Genomic DNA, 16,103 nt, shown 5'->3' with positions numbered 1-16,103 from the left:
AGGTTGCCGCGACGAAAGAGGTGAAACCGTCTAATTTCCCCGATCCACTTTTTATCCGGATGTCACTCCCCAAATCGTGAAGAATGGTCGCTATCCGAAGGAGCTCCGGGGGAACCGATGGATGAGCACAGGCCTTCAGGGCCCGCAGACTGGCCCGCCGACCTCTGCGCCTGGGCCGGTGGGCTCGCGCTCGCGGTCACCGTCGCACCCGCGCCGCCGTCGCTGTTCGCCACCGGCGTCGCGGTCGTGCTGGCCGCCGCGCTGCACACGGTGACGGCCTGGCCGGTGCACCTGTACCGGCGCCGCTACGGCCGCGGCACGCTGCCGGAGCTGCGGGCGCTCGCGCTCACCGTCGCCGTGACGGGCGGGCTGCTGTGGGCGCTCGGCGGGGCGCAGGCCGCGGTCGCGGTGCCCGGCGCGATGACCGCCCTGCTCGCGATGGTCACCGGCCGGGCCACCGGCCGGCTGCGGCGCGAGCGCCGGCGCCGGGTCGCCCCGGCGACCGGGCCGGCCGTGCCGGCGCTGGTCTTCGGCGCCGGCGCCGCCGGGCACCGGCTGCTGCGCTCGATGGCGCACGACCCGCACTGCCGGTACCGGCCGGTCGGCCTGATCGACGACGACCCGGCCAAGCGCAACCTGCGCGTCGAGGGCGTCGCCGTGCTCGGCGGGCGAGCCTGCCTGATCGCCGCGATCGAGCGCACCGGCGCCCAGGTCGTCATCTTCGCGATCCGGGCCGGCGACGGCGCGCTGCTGCGCGACGTCCGCGCGATGGTCACCGCCACCGGCCGGGAGCTCAAGGTCCTGCCGTCGATCAACGAGACCCTCGACGGCGGCGGACCCGTCGGGGTGGCGCAGGTGCGCGACGTGCGCCTGTCCGACCTGCTCGGCCGCCGCCAGATCGACACCGACCTCGAAGCGATCGGCGACTACCTGACCGGCCGCCGGGTGCTGGTCACCGGCGCCGGCGGCTCGATCGGCTCCGAGCTGTGCCGCCAGCTGCACCGCTTCGCCCCGGCCGAGCTGATGATGCTCGACCGCGACGAGTCGGCGCTGCACGCGGTGCAGCTGTCGATCCACGGCCGGGCGCTGCTGGACAGCCCGGAGCTGATCCTCGCCGACCTGCGCGACGCCGCGTCGATCGCGGCGATCTTCGCCGAGCGCCGGCCGGAGGTGGTGTTCCACGCCGCCGCGCTCAAGCACCTGACGCTGCTGGAGCGGCACCCGGCCGAGGCGGTGCAGACCAACGTGCTGGGCACGCTCAACGTGCTGTCGGCGGCCGCGGCGGTGGGCGTCGAGCGGTTCGTGAACATCTCCACCGACAAGGCCGCGAACCCGGTCAGCGTGCTCGGCTACTCCAAGCGGATCACCGAGCGGCTCACCGCGCACCGGTCCACCGTCGCCGCCGGCACGTACCTCAACGTGCGCTTCGGCAACGTGCTGGGCAGCCGCGGCTCGGTGGTGACGGCCTTCCAGGCGCAGATCGCGGCCGGCGGGCCGGTCACCGTCACCGACCCGGAGGTGACCCGCTTCATGATGACCGTCCAGGAGGCGGTGCAGCTGGTCATCCAGGCCGCGGCGCTCGGCGCCGGCGGCGAGGCGCTGGTGCTGGACATGGGCAGCCCGGTGCGCATCGACGAGCTGGCGCACCAGCTCGCCGCGCAGGCCGAGCGGCCGGTCGACTTCGTCTACACCGGGCTGCGCCCGGGCGAGAAGCTGCACGAGGAGCTCTTCGGCGACGGCGAGACCGACCTGCGGCCGCTGCACCCGCTGATCTCGCACGTGTCGGTGCCGCCGCTGGACCCGGCGCTCGCCCTCGCGCTGGACGTGCGCTCGGCGCCGGGCGCGCTGGTCGGGCAGCTCGCCGACCTGTGCGTGGTGCCGCACCTGCCGCAGGTGCCGGACCAGGTGCCGGACGCGGCTACCGCGCTGCCGACGCTATCCGCCGCTCGTACCAGCTGACCGTCTCGGCGAGCCCGTCGGCCAGCGGGATTGGGGCGTGGCCGGGGAACAGCTCGCGCAGCCGGGCCGGCTCGGCCTGGGAGTCACGCACGTCGCCGGGGCGGGCCGGGTCGAAGACCACCTCGATCGGCCGCCCCACCAGCCCGCGGATCATGTCGATCAGCTCCAGCAGCGAGGTGCGCGTGCCGAACGCCAGGTTGACCGGCGCCGGGCTGACGACCCGGCGCACGGCGGCGTCGGTGAGCAGCCGGGCGACCGAGCCGACGAAGGTGAAGTCCCTGGTCTGCCGCCCGTCGCCCTGCACGTGCAGCGGCTGCCCGCGCAGCGCCGCGTCGGCGAACCTGGGGATCACCGCGGCGTACGCGTGCCCGGTGGATTGCAGCGGCCCGTACACGTTGAAGAACCGCAACGCGAGCACCGGCAGCCCGTAGGTGGCGCCGTAGGCCAGGACCGCGGACTCGGCGGCGAGCTTGCTGGCGGCGTACGGGCTCTGCGGCAGCGTCGGCAGCTCCTCGTGCTTGGGCAGGACCTTCGTCGGCCCGTACACCGACGACGAGGACGCCACGATGACCGGCGTGCCGTCGCGCCGGCACGCCTCCAGCACGTGCATCGTGCCGGTGGCGTTGACCAGGTGGCTGCGCATCGGGTCGGCCACGGACCGCGGCACCGACGGCCGGGCGGCCAGGTGGATCACGACGTCGGCGCCGCCGACCGCGTCGTCGATCGCGGGCCGGTCCAGGATGCTGCCGCAGACCAGCGTCGCGCCGACGCCGTCGAGGTTGCTCTCGCTGCCGGTGCTGAGGTCGTCGAACGCGACGACCTCGGTCACGGCAGGGTGGCTGACCAGCTCCCGGCACAGGTTTCCCCCGATGAACCCCGCGCCGCCGGTGACCAGAACTCTCATCGACCGGTGCAACGGCACCGGGCGGCGCAGGTGACGCCACGCACGAGGTCGCCGCTTTTCCGGATCAACCGGTCCTTTCGGACAACATCGAGTCCTGCGAATCGGGAAGATCCGTGAGAGGTTGGTCCTATGACGGATCAGGACGTCGAGGAGGAGCTGGCCGGCGGCGGCGTCAACCGCGTCGTGCGGGTCGGCGCGACGGTCCGGCGCCCGGCGGGCGCCTGGAGCCCGCGCATCCATCAGCTGTTCGAGCACCTGCAGACGCGCGGGTTCACCGGCGCGCCGCGCTCGTTCGGCACCGACGCGCTGGGGCGCGACGTCTTCGAGTTCCTGCCCGGCGAGGTCGGCCACGACCCGTGGACCCCGGCGGTGGCCGGGGACGCCGCGCTGGTCAGCGCCGGGCGACTGCTGCGGGCGTACCACGACGCGACCACCGACGTCGCTGCCAGCTGGCGCGACGGCTGGCAGAAGCCCGCGGTGGAGCCGGTCGAGGTGATCTGCCACAACGACGTCGCGCCCTACAACTGCGTCTACGACGGCGAGCGGGTCGTCGGCCTGATCGACTTCGACGTGGCCGCGCCCGGCCCGCGCGCCTGGGACCTCGCGTACGCGATCTACCGGTTCGTGCCACTGGGCTCGGCCGCCGGGCCGCGCGCCGGCGAGCGGCTCGCCATGTTCTTCGACGCGTACGGCGCCGACGAGCCGCTGCGCCGGGCCGCCCGCGCCGCGGTGGTGCCGCGGCTGCGCGACCTGACCGACCACATGCGCGCCGCGGCCGCCGCCGGCGACGAGGCGTTCGCCGCCCACATCGCCCGCGGCGACCTCGACCACTACCTGAAGGACATGGCGCTGCTCAGCGGCTGACGCGCCACGCCTCAGGGCATCCGGGGCACGATCCGCTCGGCGAGGGCCGTGGCGAACTCGACCGGGTGGCGGTCGGGCATCGTCATGACCTCGGTGACGCCGAGCCGGCCGTACGCCTCGACCTCGCGCAGCCAGGCGTCGGGGTCCTCCAGCGGGGGGCGGGTGACCAGGGCCGTCTTGACGATCGTGGCGTAGTCGCGGCCCTCGGCGGCGCAGTGGCCGCGCAGCACGTCGAGCTTGGCGGCGACCTCGTCGGGGCCGGTGCCGAAGATGTTGCAGGCGTCGGCGTACTTCGCGACCAGGCGCAGCGTCTTCTTCTCGCCGCCACCACCGATCATGATCATCGGGCGGGGGCGGCCGAGCGGCGGCGGCGAGTTGAGCGTCTCCGCCAGCTGGTAGTGGGTGCCCTGGTAAGGGCCGTTGTCGTCGCTCCACATCTGCAGGCAGATCTGCAGGGTCTCCTCGAGCCGCTCGAAGCGCTCCGCCACCGGCACCACGGGGACGCCGAGGCCCCGCTGCTCCCGCTCGTACCAGGAGGCGCCGATGCCGAGCCGGGCGCGCCCGCCCGACAGCACGTCCAGGGTGGTGACGATCTTGGCGAGCAGGCCCGGGTGGCGGTACATCACCCCGGTCACCAGCAGGCCCAGCGTCATGCGCTCGGTGGCCGCGGCGAGGTAGCCCAGCGTGGTGTAGCCCTCCAGCATCGGCTCGTCGGCCGGGGCCATGGCCTCCATCTGGAAGTAGTGGTCCATGACCGTGAAGGACGCCACGCCCGCCTGCTCGGCGATGAGCGCGGTCTCCTTGAGCGTCGGCGCGATCGCCGCGGGATCGGCGGGCGTCGAGAAGTTCCAGTAGTGCAGACCAAGCTTCATGAGCCCATCATTGCCCCGGACCGCCGTAGTGACACGGCGATCCGGGGCACGCGATCCCCTACAGCAGCCCCCGCGCGGCGAACGCGTTGCGGGTGGCCTGGGCGGCCGAGGCGCCGTAGAGGCGTTGCGCCGCGTCCACGGTGGCCTGGGCCGCCGCCGCGAACGTGGTGTCGACCGCGAAGGCGAACTGCGCCTCCACGATCAGGGTGCTGGCTCGGGTGTCGCCGAGCGCCGCCCGGATGTCCCACAGGGCGCGGGACCAGATCTCGCCGTCGGCGTGGACCTCGCCGACGACGTCCTCCGGGTAGTGCTTGACGCCGTCGAGCCGGCGAAGGCAGTGCGGCACGGTGCTGGTGTAGGAGACAGAGTCCCAGTCCGCGACGCACGCCTCGGGAGTGAGGGTCGGCACGCCGGTGGCCCAACTGGTGACCGCCACGGCGAGGTAGTCGCCGAACGCCTCACCGATCGCGCCCGACTCTAGCGTCGTGCCGAAGCCCGGCACCTGACCGTCCTGCACCGAGTGGCCGTACTCGTGCACGACGACCTCGGCGTCCTCCGCGTCGTCGACCCCACCCTTGCCGAGGGTGATGTTGGCCTTGTCCTCGCGGAAGAACGAGTTGTCCCCGCCGTACTGGTCGATCCGAACCTCGATCCGGCGCTGGTTGACGGGCCGCAGCGCCGAGCCGAAGCCCAGATGCTGCAGGTACGACTGTGCGGTTGTCACCCAGTAGTACCCCATGACCTGCTCGAACTGGTCGGCGTCGCGATGCCAGGCGGGGAACGCGCCGTCGACCGCGAGCGCGGCCTTGCCGGTGGAGCTCTTCACGACCGCGTACCGGCCGGACAGCCCGCCGGAGCCGTCCAGGTCGGTGAGCGTGACCCGGCGGTAGGCCGGCGCGAACGCCGGGCTGTCGGCGTCCTTACCGTCGACCAGCTGCTGCAGCCCGAGCGACTGGACCGGGTTGGGGAAGAACACGGTCGCCGTCGCCGAGCCGGCCGGTGCGGCGTTCGCCGGTCCGGTCGCCCCGACGGCCACCGCCGCCGTCACCACCATCGTCAGTGCGAGCATTCGCCGCATTCGCGCCCCTTCCTGCGGTTGCCTCCCGGTTGGAGGCACCTTCCGGTCACCTCCGGATGGGAGGCAACTTCGTGCGGAAGAAGCGAGGCAGGCCGCCGGCGTGTTACCTGACGGCCTGGTGGATCAGCCGGACGTCGGGCTCCCGGTACACCGCGAAGCCGCCCTTGGTGCCCTGTTTCACCTGGTACATGGCCATGTCGGCGTCGCGGAGGAGCTGGGTGCCGTCACGGCCGCCGGCGCTGATCGCGACGCCGACGCTGGCCCCGACGCGGACCTCGGTGCCGGCGATCTCGAACGGCTCGGCGACCGCGGCGACGACCCGCTCCGCGATCCGGACCGCGACGGCGGCGTCGCCGCCGTCGACGACGATCGCGAACTCGTCGCCGCCGAGCCGCACGACGGTGTCGTCGGCGCGGACGGCGGCCAGCAGGCGGCTGGAGACCTCGACGAGCAGGTCGTCGCCGGCGGCGTGGCCGAGCTGGTCGTTGACGGGCTTGAAGTTGTCCAGGTCGACCAGCAGCAGCGCCTGGTCGCGTTCCTCGGTGCCCTCCAGCAGCTCGGTGAGCATCCGCCGGTTCGGCAGCCCGGTCAGCGCGTCGTGGGAGGCCTGGTGGCGGATCAGCGCCTCGTGCTCGGCGAGCGTGTCCAGCGCGATCTGCTGCTGGTGCAGCATCTCCTCGTTGGCCCGGTTGGTGGCGTGGTGCTCGCGTTCGAAGCGGTACAGCAGCCGGCCGATCGAGACGACGGCGATGGTCATGGCGACGCCGAGCGCCAGGTCGGCCACGTTGTTGGCCAGCTCGGCGGCGTCGGCCGCGCGGTCCTCGAGGCTGCGCAGCCGGGCGTTGAGCCGGCCGAACTGCGGCTCGGTCTGCCGCTGCTCCAGCACCCGTGCCTCACTGACCTTGCCGACGCCGAGCAGGCCCAGCTCGACGTCGAGCACGGCGTGGTACGCCTCGACGCTGCCGCGGAGGCCCTCCAGGGTGCCGGCGCCGAGGTCGCCGCGCAGCGAGGCGAGCAGCTCGCGCTCGCGGCGGCGGGTCTCGCCGAGCTCACGGGCGACCTTCACGGGCGAGTTGCGGTCGGCGAGGGTCTTCCACTGCAGCGAGCTCTCCTCGTGCAGCAGCATGTTGAGCTCGCTCAGGCGCGACCGGGTCGCCTCGTGGACCTGGCTCTTGCCGTGCAGGTGCATGTTGGCGAAGGTCACGCCGCCGAGCAGCACGACGGCGAGCGCCAGCACCCGCGGCCAGCGCCACTTGAGCTTCCCCACCTTCCGCATGGCTTGGCTATCGGCACACGCGGGCGGAGTTTCGAAGTTTTGGGCCGGGATTTGCGCTCAGCCCCGCGGGGCCGGGGTCGATTGGCTGGTGGGACGAGACGAGCATCACAGGGGGTATCCGTGGCGAGCAGCCTCAGCCGCCGCCGGCTTCTCATGACCGCGGCCGCCGCCGCGGCGTCGCTGCTGCCGGCCGCGGGGTGCGCCAAGGAGGACGGTGAGTCCGCCGGTGGGCCGGGGTACGCCGCCGACCGGCCGCCGGTCACGATCGAGTTCTGGTACATGCCGTACGGCGGGCCGGTGCAGGACCAGGCGGTCGTCACCGAGACCGAGGAGTTCCACAAGGCGCACCCGAACATCACGGTGCACCCGGTGCGGGTGCCGTGGGACGAGGCGCTGACGCGGCTCAGCACCGCCTCGACCAGCGGCGAAGGGCCGGACGTGACGGTCCTGGGCACCACGTGGGTGGCGGGGTTCAGCGCGATCGGCGCGCTGCGGCCGTACCGCGCCGAGGAGATCGCGGCGGTCGGCGGCGAGGACGTGTTCGCCAAGGCGAGCTGGAGCTCCAGCCACCTGATCACGTCCGAGGAGATCACCGCGCTGCCGTGGCTGATCGACATCCGGGCGCTGTTCTACCGCACCGACGTGCTGCGCGCGGTCGGGCTGGATCCGAAGGAGGCGTTCGCGACCTGGGACTCGTTCGAGTCGACGCTGCAGAAGATCAAGGCATCGGGCGCCGGCGTCGCGCCGCTGGCCATCGGCCTGCAGAACAACTTCGGCATCATCCACAACGTGGCCCCGTTCATCTGGGCGTCCGGCGGTGACCTGATCAAGGACGACGGCACGAAGTCGATGCTCGCCGAGCCGGCCGCGATCGACGGGGTCACCTACTACCAGCGGCTCATCGGCCTGTACGACGACCCGAAGGCGATGGCGCTGTCGTCCAGCGACGTGCCGCGGGCCTTCGCGGAGGGTACCGGCGCGATCACGATCGACAACTCGCAGTCGGTGGCGGAGTTCGCGTCCGACACCGGCCGGGCCGGGCTCAAGGCCGGCTGGTCGACGGCCCCGATGCCGGCCGGCAAGGCGGGCAGGTTCGGCTTCCTCGGCGGCTCCAACCTGGGCATCCTCAAGGACGCCAGGCACCCCGACGCGGCGTTCGAGTTCGTGCGGTACCTGACGGGCAAGGCGAGCCAGCAGCGGTACAGCGTCAACTCCGGGCTCTGGCCGGCCCGCACCGAGGCGATCGAGGGCACGAAGCTGGCAACCGAGCCGGAGTACGCCGCGTTCCGGGAGATGATCCCGCACGGCAAGATGTACCCCTCCGTCTCCGCCTGGATCATCGTCGAGTCGATCATCGCCAAGGACCTCCGGGAGCTGTGGAGCGCGCCCGGCGCCCTGACCCGCCAGCAGGTCCAGGCGATCATGACAAAGACGACCAATGACATCGATGAGGCGTTGCGGGATCCGACGAACACCGGCCTCACCCCGTAACGGCTGAGGGGGCAATCCCGCTTCTTTCTCTGTGAACGTGGTCGACCCGGTCTTCGTGGACCGCAGCGGCCGGCGACGGAGGCTCTTCACCGGCCTCGGCGCCGGCATGGGCGTATTGCTCGTACTCGGCGCGTCGTTGCTGATCGCCGGATTGCTCGGCAGCTCGCCGGTGCCGCTGCCCGGCCTGCCGCAGAGCGGTCAGGGCGCCCAGCACCGCGACGGTGCCGGGTCCGGCGGCATCGCGCCCGCCCCGAGCCGCACCAGTGCCGTCCCCCGCCCGACACCGACCGGGGCGCCGCCGGCAGTGCCGGCCGGCAGCACCACGGGCGGTCCGGCCGCCGGGTCGCCGCCGGCGAGCGAGCCGCACGACAGCCGCAGGACGTCCCACCCGGCCAACGCGAAGCCGAGCCGGACGAAGTAGTGGCCAGACACGTATCCCGCCGGGCGCCTCGGGCGCATTGGCTCCTGCTGCTGCTCACGATGGGGGTCCTGCTCGCGGAGCTGGGCCTGGACGGCTGGGTGGAGGGGGTCTCCGGCGAGCGGGGCCCGGCGCCCGCGGCCGCCGCCCCGGCCCTGCCGGACGGCACCGGCCCGGTGCTGCAGGTCGCCGCGGACGGCGCGGTGCGCTCGGCCGCGATGCCGGCCGGGGCGGTCGCGCTCACCTTCGACGACGGCCCCGACCCGAGGTGGACGCCGCTGATCCTCGACACGCTGCGCCGCCACCACGCCCATGCCACCTTCTTCGTCGTCGGCGCGCGGGTCAACCAGTACCCGGACCTGGTGCGCCGCATCGTCGCCGAGGGCCACGAGCTGGGCGTGCACACCTTCACCCACGCCGACCTGGCCGCCGTCCCGGCGTGGCGGCAGCGGCTGGAGCTCGAGCTCACCCGCAACGCGATCGCCGCGGCGACCGGCCGGACCGTGCGGCTGCTGCGCCCGCCGTACTCCTCGACGCCGTCGTCGCCGCCCGACCCGGCCGTGCTGCGCGCCACGACCAACTATCTGACCGTGCTGACCGACCGCGACACCGAGGACTGGCGCCGCCCGGGCGTGGACGCGATCGTCGCGGCGGCACTGCCCGCCGCCGGGCCCGGCGCGGTGGTGATGCTGCACGACGGCGGCGGCGACCGCTCGCAGACCGTCGCGGCCGTCGAACGCATCGTGTCCCAGAAGACCGGCGTCCGGTTCGTCACCGTCTCCGAGGGCATCGGCCTGCCGCCCGAGGAGGCGGCCGGCACCGGGACCGTCGTGCGCGGGCACGCCCTGCGATGGGCGCAGGTGGCCGGCGACTGGATCAGCGCGGTGATGTGGTGGCTGATCGTCGCCGGCACCGTCCTGGCCCTGCTCAGGCTCGTCGTCCAGGTGGTCACCGCGCGCCGGCACGCCCGCCGGGCCCGGGCGGCGGCGCGCCGGCCGCTGCGCTCCTTCGGCCTGGTGTCGGTCGTCGTCCCGGCCTACAACGAGTCGGCGAACATCGCCGCCACGGTCCGCTCGCTGATCGGCAACGACTACCCCCAGCTCGAGGTCATCGTCGTCGACGACGGCTCGACCGACGGTACCGCCGACGTGGTGCGCCGCCTCGGCCTGCCCGGCGTGCGGGTGATCCGCCAGGCCAACGCGGGCAAGCCGGCCGCGCTCAACACCGGCATCGCCGCCGCGCGCGGGCAGCTGCTGGTGCTGGTCGACGGCGACACCGTGTTCGAGCCCGACGCCGTCGGCCGGCTCGTCCAGCCGTTCGCCGACCCGGCGGTCGGTGCGGTCAGCGGCAACACCAAGGTCGCCAACCGCGGCGGGCTGCTCGGCCGCTGGCAGCACCTGGAGTACGTCGTCGGCTTCAACCTCGACCGGCGCATGTTCGAGCTCGGCGACTGCATGCCCACCATCCCGGGCGCGATCGGCGCCTTCCGCCGGGCCGCGCTGCTGGACGTCGACGGCGTCCCGTCCGACACCCTGGCCGAGGACACCGACCTGACCATGGGGGTGCTGCGGGCCGGATGGCGGGCGGTCTACGCGGAGCGGGCGATCGCCTGGACGGAGGCCCCGGCGTCGCTGCGGCAGCTGTGGCGGCAGCGGTACCGGTGGTGCTACGGCACCATGCAGGCCGCCTGGAAGCACCGCCGGGCGCTGCGCGAACGGGGACACCTCGGCCGGCGGGGCCTGGTCTACCTGGCGGTGTTCCAGATGCTGCTGCCGCTGACCGCGCCGCTGGTCGACGTGTACGCCGTCTACAGCCTCTTCTTCCTGCCGTTGGGGCAGGTGGCGGCGGTCTGGTGCGGCTTCACCGTCCTGCAGGTGCTGGTCGCCGCCTACGCCCTGCGCCTCGACCGGGAACAGTTCGGCCCGCTGTGGACGATTCCGCTCCAGCAGGTGGTGTACCGGCAGCTGCTGTACCTGGTCGTGGTGCAGTCCACGGTCGCCGCACTGCTCGGCGGGCGGCAGCGCTGGCAGGTCATGGCCCGCACCGGCCTGGCCGCCGCGGCCGTCGCACCGGGCGGTGACTCAGGCAGGACGTCGGTGCCTGACCGGCCAGGTCGGCCGTGACGACGTTGGCCGGCACCCACCCGACGCCGTTCTCCCGCGGCGGCCGTTCCTCCGGCTCCTCCCAAAGTCCCGCCGCCGGTGCCGCCCGTGATGTTCCCCGTGACGCCGCCCGTGATGTTCCCCGTGACGCCGCCGGGGACGTACCCCGTGACGCCGCCCGGGACCTTTCCCGTGATGCCGACGGGCGGGACGCCGGCGGCGCCGATGACGCCGTCACCGGCGCCGCGCAGGAGGCGGACGTGCTCGACGACCGGCTCGAGGCGGCCCTGACCGGCGCGGCCGCCGGCGACCCGGCGGCCTTCGCCGAGCTGTGGCGGGCCCTGCACCCGTTGGTGCTGCGCTACCTGCGGGTCGTCTGCGGCGACGCGGCCGAGGACGTGGCGTCGGAGACGTGGTTGCAGGTGTCGCGGGACCTGGCCCGGTTCACCGGCGGCACGACCGCGTTCCGGGTGTGGCTCTTCCGGATCGCCCGCAACCGCGGCATCGACGAGAATCGGCGGGCCTGGCGCCGCCGCGAGAAGCCCCACGAGACGGTGCACGAACTCGGCGAGGCCGCCGGTGAGACGGTCCCGGACGCGGCGCTCGACGCCGGCGACCGGGCCGGCACCGAGTGGGCGCTGCGGATGATCGGCACCCTGCCGACCGAGCAGGCCGAGGCGGTCATGCTACGGGTCGTGGCCGGTCTCGACGTCGCCGGCACCGCCAGGGTGCTGCGCAAACGCCCCGGCGCCGTCCGCATCGCCACGATGCGGGGACTGCGCCGGCTGGCCGAACACCCCGAAGTCCAGGCACACCGCGGCACCGAGCCGTGGGAAGGCAGCTGATCATGCCCGACTCCCTCGCTCCTGACGTCGCCGAGCAGTTGCTCGACCTTCGCGAGCCCGACGACGGCCAGTACACCGCCCTCACCGCGCTGCTGGTCGCCGCCGCCGGCCCGGCCCGGCCCGCCGAGCTGTCCGGCGAGGACTCCGCGCTGCGGGCGTACCGGCTGGCCTACCGGGCCCGCCGCAAGCGACGCGCCGGGCTGCTCACCGGGGTGGCCGTGATGGTCCTGTCGGTGGGCGGCACGGCGTACGCGGCCGGCGGCGACTACCTGCCGGAGCCGGTGCAGCGCACCATGGAGGCGCTGTTCGGGGCCAAGAACCCCGCACCGTCGGCGGTGCCCGGCGCGTCCGGCAGCCCGGGCACCTCGTCCCCGCCGCCGCTGTCGTCCCCGCCGCCGGCCGCGGTCCCGGCCGGCCGCGTCGAGCAGCTGTGCCGCGCGTGGGAGGCCTCCCGCACCGACCCGCGCGCCCCGCAGGTGAGCGGCGAGGAGCGCCGCGAGCTGACCCAGGCCGCGAAGGGCACGTCCGGCATCGACGACTACTGCCGCGCCCTGCTCGGCGGATCCGCCTCGACGACGGCGCCGGGGCAGACCGGCTCCGCGGCGCAGCCGGCGACGCCCGGGGCCACCCCGCACACGACACCCCCGGGCAAGCCCGTCACCACGAAATCCGGCAACGGCCAGCCGGGCGCCGGCGCGAGCCGCACCCACCCCGCCAGGCCCGCCCGCTCCTGATCCGGCCGCGCACCGCCGGCCGGGTTCTGACCGGCCGGGCACCACCGCCCGCTCAACGCCGCTCAACGCCCGGCCACCGGCTCTCGCCTGCTCCTCATCCGGCCCGCGCACCGCCGCCGGGCGGTTCCGGACGCGGGCGCTCACCGCCGACGGGCGTCGTCCAGGGCGACCCTGACCTCCCCGAGCAGCTCAACCAGGTCGCGCAGGCGGGTGTCGTCGAGGCCGGCGAACGCGACCGTCGCGTCCGGGTGCATCGCGCGCATGGCCTGGCCGATCAGCTCGCCACCGAGCGGGGTGAGGGAGACGTCGCGGCGGCGCGCGTCATCGGCGGCGGCCTGCACGGTCACCGCGCCCCGGTCGACGAGCGTCTTGAGGGTCTTGGACACCGCGGGCTGGTTGACCTCCATCGCGGCGGCGATGTCGCCGACGGACCCCGGGCCGGCGTTGGCCAGGTGCAGCAGCACCGCCGTGTGGGTCATCGTGAGGCCGAGCGGCCGCAGCGCCCGGTTGAGCCTGGTCTCGGCGAGCTGGTGCGCGATCGACAGCTCCCGCATCGCCCGCCCTTGCAGCTCGGCCCGCGCCTCGACATCCATCGGCCAAATACATTCCACGGAACACTTGGCGTCACGAGGCTCCGGCTTCCCGGTGCCGTACTACGTCGGGCAGCTCTCCTTCAGCGCGGACAAGCTGTCGGGCTGGTACACCGAGATGCGGCGCGCGGGCACCCTCGGCGTCTACTGGCAGACTGGGCCCCGCCGCCTCGCTGTGCGACGCGATGGAGAACCTCCTCTCCTTCGCCATGCTGCCCGACCCGGCCTCGATCAGCCCGGTCCTGGCGATGCGCTACTCGACCGCCGCGGCACTCAAGTTCGCCGGGTTCATCGCCGTGCACCTGTGGATCCCAGTCGCTCTCATCGCCGCACTCGGCAGCCGTCGCCGCCGCTAGTGTACAGATGTACACATGCAGTGTACGGTCGTACACATGACGGGCAAGACCATGCGTGAGCGGATGCTCGCGGGAGAGCTCTACATCGCCGACGACCCGCAGCTGGCCGCCGACGACGCACGGGCGCAGCGGCTCACGTTCCAGATCAACGCGACGGACCCGACCGACGGCGAGACGCTGCGGGCGCTGATGACCGAGCTGCTCGGCGGCTTCGGCGAGGGGGCCTACGTCCGGCCGCCGCTGCGGTGCGACTACGGCTACCAGACCACGTTCGGCGCCCGCTCGTTCGCCAACTGGGGCCTGGTCTGCAACGACGTGGCGACGATCAGCATCGGCGACGACGTGCAGATGGGACCCGGCGTGCAGCTGCTGACCTCCACCCACCCCCTGGAGCCGGGCCCGCGCCGGGAGAAGTGGGAGGCGGCGAAGCCGATCGTCATCGGCGACAACGTCTGGCTCGGCGGCGGGGTCATCGTCTGCCCGGGCGTCACGATCGGCGCCGACACCGTCGTCGGGGCCGGCTCGGTCGTGGTCCGCGACCTGCCCGCGGGCGTGCTCGCGGTCGGCAACCCCGCCCGGATCGTCCGGCGGCTCGACGAGCGGGCGTGAGCGGCCGGGAGCACGGCGGCGGCGCCGTGAGCGGCCATGGCGCGGCGGTGACGCCGTGAGCGGCCCGCAGCGCGGCGGCGGCGCCGTGAGCCGCCAGCAACGCGGCGGCGCCGTGAGCGGGCCGCAGGGCGGCGGCGACAGCCGGGCGGCCACCCGCCGCCACGACCCCAACCGCAAGGACCGCATCATCGACGCCGCGATCACGGTCATCGCCGAGCACGGCGTGGCCGGCACGACCCACCGGCTCATCGCGGCAGCGGCGGACGTGCCGCTGGGGTCGCTGACGTACCACTTCAGCAGCCTCGACGACCTGCGCGCCCAGGCCTTCCGGCGGCAGGCCGAGCGGATGTCGGTCGTCTACGAGTCGCACTTCCTACGTGTCGACTCCCATGAGGCCCTGGTCGAGGCGGTCACCGACCTCATTCATGGCGACGCCGGCGCGGACGCCGCCGACTGGGCCATCGCCTACGAGCTGTACCTGGCCGCCTTGCGCGACCCGGCGCTGCGCACCATCACCGAGACCTGGATGCGCGCGAGCCGCGCCGTCCTGGAGCGCTTCGTCGACCCGACCACCGCCCGGGGCGTCGACGCCCTGATCGAGGGCCTGGTCATCCACAAGACCCTGTCGACCACCCCGTTCCCCCGCGAGCAGATCCGGGTGATCGTCGCCCGGTGCCTCGCCGGCACGAGCTGAACCGCCCGCACATCCCGCACAACCCCTCGGAGAAGCACCATGACCCTGACCACCGGGGCGGCATCCGCCACCGACCGGCCGTTGCGCGCCGCGACCCGCGCCGTCTACGCCGCCTTCATCTGGGCCGGCGTCGCCATGGCGAGCTGGGCCACCCGTATCCCGCAGGTCCGCGACGAGCTGCGCCTCGACCCCTCCCAGCTCGGCCTGGTCCTCGTCGCGATCGCCGCCGGCTCGATCATCTCGCTGGTGCTCTCCGGCCACATCGTCGCCCGGTTCGGCTCACGGGCCACGGTCGCCGCGATGGCGGTCCTGCTCACCGTCAGCCTGATCATCGTCGCCGGCGGCTACCACCTCGGCGTGCCGCCGGTCGTGCTCGGCCTGTTCGGGTTCGGCTTCGCCAACGGCGCGTGGGACGTCGCGATGAACGTCCAGGGCGCCCTGGTCGAGCGCCGCCTCGGCCGGGCGATCATGCCGCGCTTCCACGCCGGGTACAGCGTCGGCACCGTCGCCGGGGCGCTGCTCGGCACGGCGATGGTGGCCCTGAAGGTGCCGGTGACCATCCACCTGATCACGGTTGCGATCATCGTCGGCGCCAGCACGTTCGTCATGGTCCGCGCGTTCCTGCCAGACACCCCCGACACGCCCGCCGCGGACGCCGCGGACGCCGGGAAGTCCGGCGGCACGCGGAGGTTCCTCGAGTTCTGGACCGAGCCCCGCACGCTGCTGATCGGCGTCTTCGTCCTGGCGTTCGCCTTCACCGAGGGCGCCGGCATCGACTGGATCGCCGTGGCGGTCATCGACGGGTACCGCACCCCGGCCGCCGTCGGCACGCTCGCCTTCACGGTGTTCCTGACCGCGATGACCCTCGGGCGCTGGTTCGGCCCCGGGCTGCTCGACCGGTTCGGCCGCGTCCCGGTGCTGCGCGCCCTCGCCGTCATCGCGCTCGCCGGCCTGCTGCTGTTCATCTTCGGCCCGAACACCCCGACCGCCTTCGTCGGCGCCCTGCTCTGGGGCACGGGCGCCTCGCTGGGCTTCCCGGTCGGCATGAGCGCCGCCTCCGACGACCCGGCCAAGGCGGCGGGCCGGGTCAGCGTGGTCGCCTCGATCGGCTACTGCGCCTTCCTGGGCGGCCCGCCGCTGATCGGTCTGCTCGGCGACCACGTGTCGGTCCTGAAGGCGCTCATCGCCATCGCGGTCCTGCTCACGGTCGCGTTCATGCTGGCCGGCGCGATCCGCCCGCTGCCCGTACCGGAGGAAGCGAAGGACTGACGAGCGGCTGGTGTTTGGCGGCGGAAGCGATCGGGCACTCCT

Annotated in this window: 16 protein-coding genes; 11 read left to right on the top strand and 5 right to left on the bottom strand. The window is 73.6% G+C overall.

Annotation, left to right across the window (positions count from 1 at the left end):
• Nucleotides 1–117: 117 nt before the first annotated feature.
• Nucleotides 118–1,959 (top strand): nucleoside-diphosphate sugar epimerase/dehydratase, encoded by a 1,842-nt coding sequence (locus OP18_RS40630; RefSeq protein WP_052388072.1) that lies wholly within the window; start codon nt 118–120, stop codon nt 1,957–1,959.
• Here the strand turns inward: OP18_RS40630 and OP18_RS40625 are convergent.
• Complete coding sequence (locus OP18_RS40625; RefSeq protein ID WP_033364524.1) at nt 1,919–2,863, bottom strand: NAD-dependent epimerase/dehydratase family protein; 945 nt, start codon at nt 2,861–2,863, stop codon at nt 1,919–1,921. The genes OP18_RS40630 and OP18_RS40625 overlap by 41 nt on opposite strands.
• Before the next feature lie 129 nt (nt 2,864–2,992).
• Here OP18_RS40625 and OP18_RS40620 point away from each other — a divergent pair, with 129 nt between their 5' ends.
• Nucleotides 2,993–3,727 (top strand): aminoglycoside phosphotransferase family protein, encoded by a 735-nt coding sequence (locus tag OP18_RS40620; RefSeq protein WP_033364523.1) that lies wholly within the window; start codon nt 2,993–2,995, stop codon nt 3,725–3,727.
• A gap of 11 nt (nt 3,728–3,738) precedes the next feature.
• Here the strand turns inward: OP18_RS40620 and OP18_RS40615 are convergent, their stop codons facing one another.
• The 3 genes from OP18_RS40615 to OP18_RS53785 all read right to left on the bottom strand — a co-directional run bounded on the left by OP18_RS40615 (nt 3,739) and on the right by OP18_RS53785 (nt 6,953).
• Nucleotides 3,739–4,599: an LLM class F420-dependent oxidoreductase gene (locus OP18_RS40615; RefSeq protein WP_033364522.1), complete on the bottom strand. Its 861-nt coding sequence runs from the start codon at nt 4,597–4,599 to the stop codon at nt 3,739–3,741.
• 58 nt (nt 4,600–4,657) lie between these two features.
• The gene (locus OP18_RS40610; protein WP_033364521.1) at nt 4,658–5,677 is read right to left on the bottom strand and encodes a M4 family metallopeptidase; all 1,020 of its coding nucleotides are present in this window, start codon (nt 5,675–5,677) and stop codon (nt 4,658–4,660) included.
• A 103-nt stretch (nt 5,678–5,780) separates the two neighbouring features.
• Complete coding sequence (locus tag OP18_RS53785) at nt 5,781–6,953, bottom strand: GGDEF domain-containing protein (protein ID WP_052388071.1); 1,173 nt, start codon at nt 6,951–6,953, stop codon at nt 5,781–5,783.
• A gap of 120 nt (nt 6,954–7,073) precedes the next feature.
• Here OP18_RS53785 and OP18_RS40600 point away from each other — a divergent pair, with 120 nt between their 5' ends.
• The 5 genes from OP18_RS40600 to OP18_RS40580 are packed head-to-tail and all read left to right on the top strand — an operon-like array spanning nt 7,074 to nt 12,543.
• Nucleotides 7,074–8,444: an extracellular solute-binding protein gene (locus tag OP18_RS40600; protein WP_033364520.1), complete on the top strand. Its 1,371-nt coding sequence runs from the start codon at nt 7,074–7,076 to the stop codon at nt 8,442–8,444.
• A gap of 37 nt (nt 8,445–8,481) precedes the next feature.
• Complete coding sequence (locus tag OP18_RS40595; protein ID WP_156090137.1) at nt 8,482–8,865, top strand: hypothetical protein; 384 nt, start codon at nt 8,482–8,484, stop codon at nt 8,863–8,865.
• 59 nt (nt 8,866–8,924) lie between these two features.
• On the top strand, nt 8,925–10,985 hold the full coding sequence (locus OP18_RS40590; RefSeq protein WP_081971539.1) for a bifunctional polysaccharide deacetylase/glycosyltransferase family 2 protein: 2,061 nt from the start codon (nt 8,925–8,927) through the stop codon (nt 10,983–10,985).
• Nucleotides 10,982–11,809 (top strand): RNA polymerase sigma factor, encoded by an 828-nt coding sequence (locus OP18_RS40585; RefSeq protein ID WP_245635697.1) that lies wholly within the window; start codon nt 10,982–10,984, stop codon nt 11,807–11,809. The genes OP18_RS40590 and OP18_RS40585 overlap by 4 nt, the downstream gene beginning before the upstream one ends.
• A 2-nt stretch (nt 11,810–11,811) precedes the next feature.
• Nucleotides 11,812–12,543, top strand: a complete 732-nt coding sequence (locus tag OP18_RS40580; RefSeq protein ID WP_033364517.1) for a hypothetical protein — start codon at nt 11,812–11,814, stop codon at nt 12,541–12,543.
• 140 nt (nt 12,544–12,683) lie between these two features.
• Here the strand turns inward: OP18_RS40580 and OP18_RS40575 are convergent, their stop codons facing one another.
• Complete coding sequence (locus OP18_RS40575; protein WP_033364516.1) at nt 12,684–13,136, bottom strand: MarR family winged helix-turn-helix transcriptional regulator; 453 nt, start codon at nt 13,134–13,136, stop codon at nt 12,684–12,686.
• A 182-nt stretch (nt 13,137–13,318) separates the two neighbouring features.
• Here OP18_RS40575 and OP18_RS58065 point away from each other — a divergent pair, with 182 nt between their 5' ends.
• Genes OP18_RS58065 through OP18_RS40560 form a run of 4 tightly spaced genes read left to right on the top strand, consistent with a single transcriptional unit; the run spans nt 13,319 to nt 16,061 of the window.
• A complete protein-coding gene (locus tag OP18_RS58065) occupies nt 13,319–13,489 on the top strand; it encodes a hypothetical protein (RefSeq protein ID WP_156090136.1) in 171 nt (56 codons plus the stop codon).
• A 36-nt stretch (nt 13,490–13,525) separates the two neighbouring features.
• Nucleotides 13,526–14,098 carry a sugar O-acetyltransferase gene (locus tag OP18_RS40570; protein WP_033364515.1) on the top strand — a complete coding sequence of 191 codons (573 nt, stop codon included), beginning with the start codon at nt 13,526–13,528 and terminating at the stop codon, nt 14,096–14,098.
• A 55-nt stretch (nt 14,099–14,153) separates the two neighbouring features.
• Nucleotides 14,154–14,792: a TetR/AcrR family transcriptional regulator gene (locus OP18_RS40565; RefSeq protein ID WP_245635696.1), complete on the top strand. Its 639-nt coding sequence runs from the start codon at nt 14,154–14,156 to the stop codon at nt 14,790–14,792.
• Between the two features lie 39 nt (nt 14,793–14,831).
• Complete coding sequence (locus OP18_RS40560; protein ID WP_033364514.1) at nt 14,832–16,061, top strand: MFS transporter; 1,230 nt, start codon at nt 14,832–14,834, stop codon at nt 16,059–16,061.
• Nucleotides 16,062–16,103: the final 42 nt, after the last annotated feature.

The organism is Dactylosporangium aurantiacum (assembly GCF_000716715.1).
In the GTDB taxonomy this organism is placed as follows: Bacteria; Actinomycetota; Actinomycetes; order Mycobacteriales; family Micromonosporaceae; genus Dactylosporangium; species Dactylosporangium aurantiacum.
The sequence above is the reverse complement of the archived record's forward strand: the minus strand, read 5'-3'. Positions and strand labels throughout refer to the sequence as shown.

Coding starts and splice junctions, on each gene's coding strand:
- OP18_RS40630 (WP_052388072.1), top strand. CDS start 118: ATGGATGAGCACAGGCCTTCAGGGCCCGCAGACTGGCCCGCCGACCTC.
- OP18_RS40625 (WP_033364524.1), bottom strand. CDS start 2,863: ATGAGAGTTCTGGTCACCGGCGGCGCGGGGTTCATCGGGGGAAACCTG.
- OP18_RS40620 (WP_033364523.1), top strand. CDS start 2,993: ATGACGGATCAGGACGTCGAGGAGGAGCTGGCCGGCGGCGGCGTCAAC.
- OP18_RS40615 (WP_033364522.1), bottom strand. CDS start 4,599: ATGAAGCTTGGTCTGCACTACTGGAACTTCTCGACGCCCGCCGATCCC.
- OP18_RS40610 (WP_033364521.1), bottom strand. CDS start 5,677: ATGCGGCGAATGCTCGCACTGACGATGGTGGTGACGGCGGCGGTGGCC.
- OP18_RS53785 (WP_052388071.1), bottom strand. CDS start 6,953: ATGCGGAAGGTGGGGAAGCTCAAGTGGCGCTGGCCGCGGGTGCTGGCG.
- OP18_RS40590 (WP_081971539.1), top strand. CDS start 8,925: ATGGGGGTCCTGCTCGCGGAGCTGGGCCTGGACGGCTGGGTGGAGGGG.
- OP18_RS40580 (WP_033364517.1), top strand. CDS start 11,812: ATGCCCGACTCCCTCGCTCCTGACGTCGCCGAGCAGTTGCTCGACCTT.
- OP18_RS40575 (WP_033364516.1), bottom strand. CDS start 13,136: ATGGATGTCGAGGCGCGGGCCGAGCTGCAAGGGCGGGCGATGCGGGAG.
- OP18_RS58065 (WP_156090136.1), top strand. CDS start 13,319: ATGGAGAACCTCCTCTCCTTCGCCATGCTGCCCGACCCGGCCTCGATC.
- OP18_RS40570 (WP_033364515.1), top strand. CDS start 13,526: ATGACGGGCAAGACCATGCGTGAGCGGATGCTCGCGGGAGAGCTCTAC.
- OP18_RS40560 (WP_033364514.1), top strand. CDS start 14,832: ATGACCCTGACCACCGGGGCGGCATCCGCCACCGACCGGCCGTTGCGC.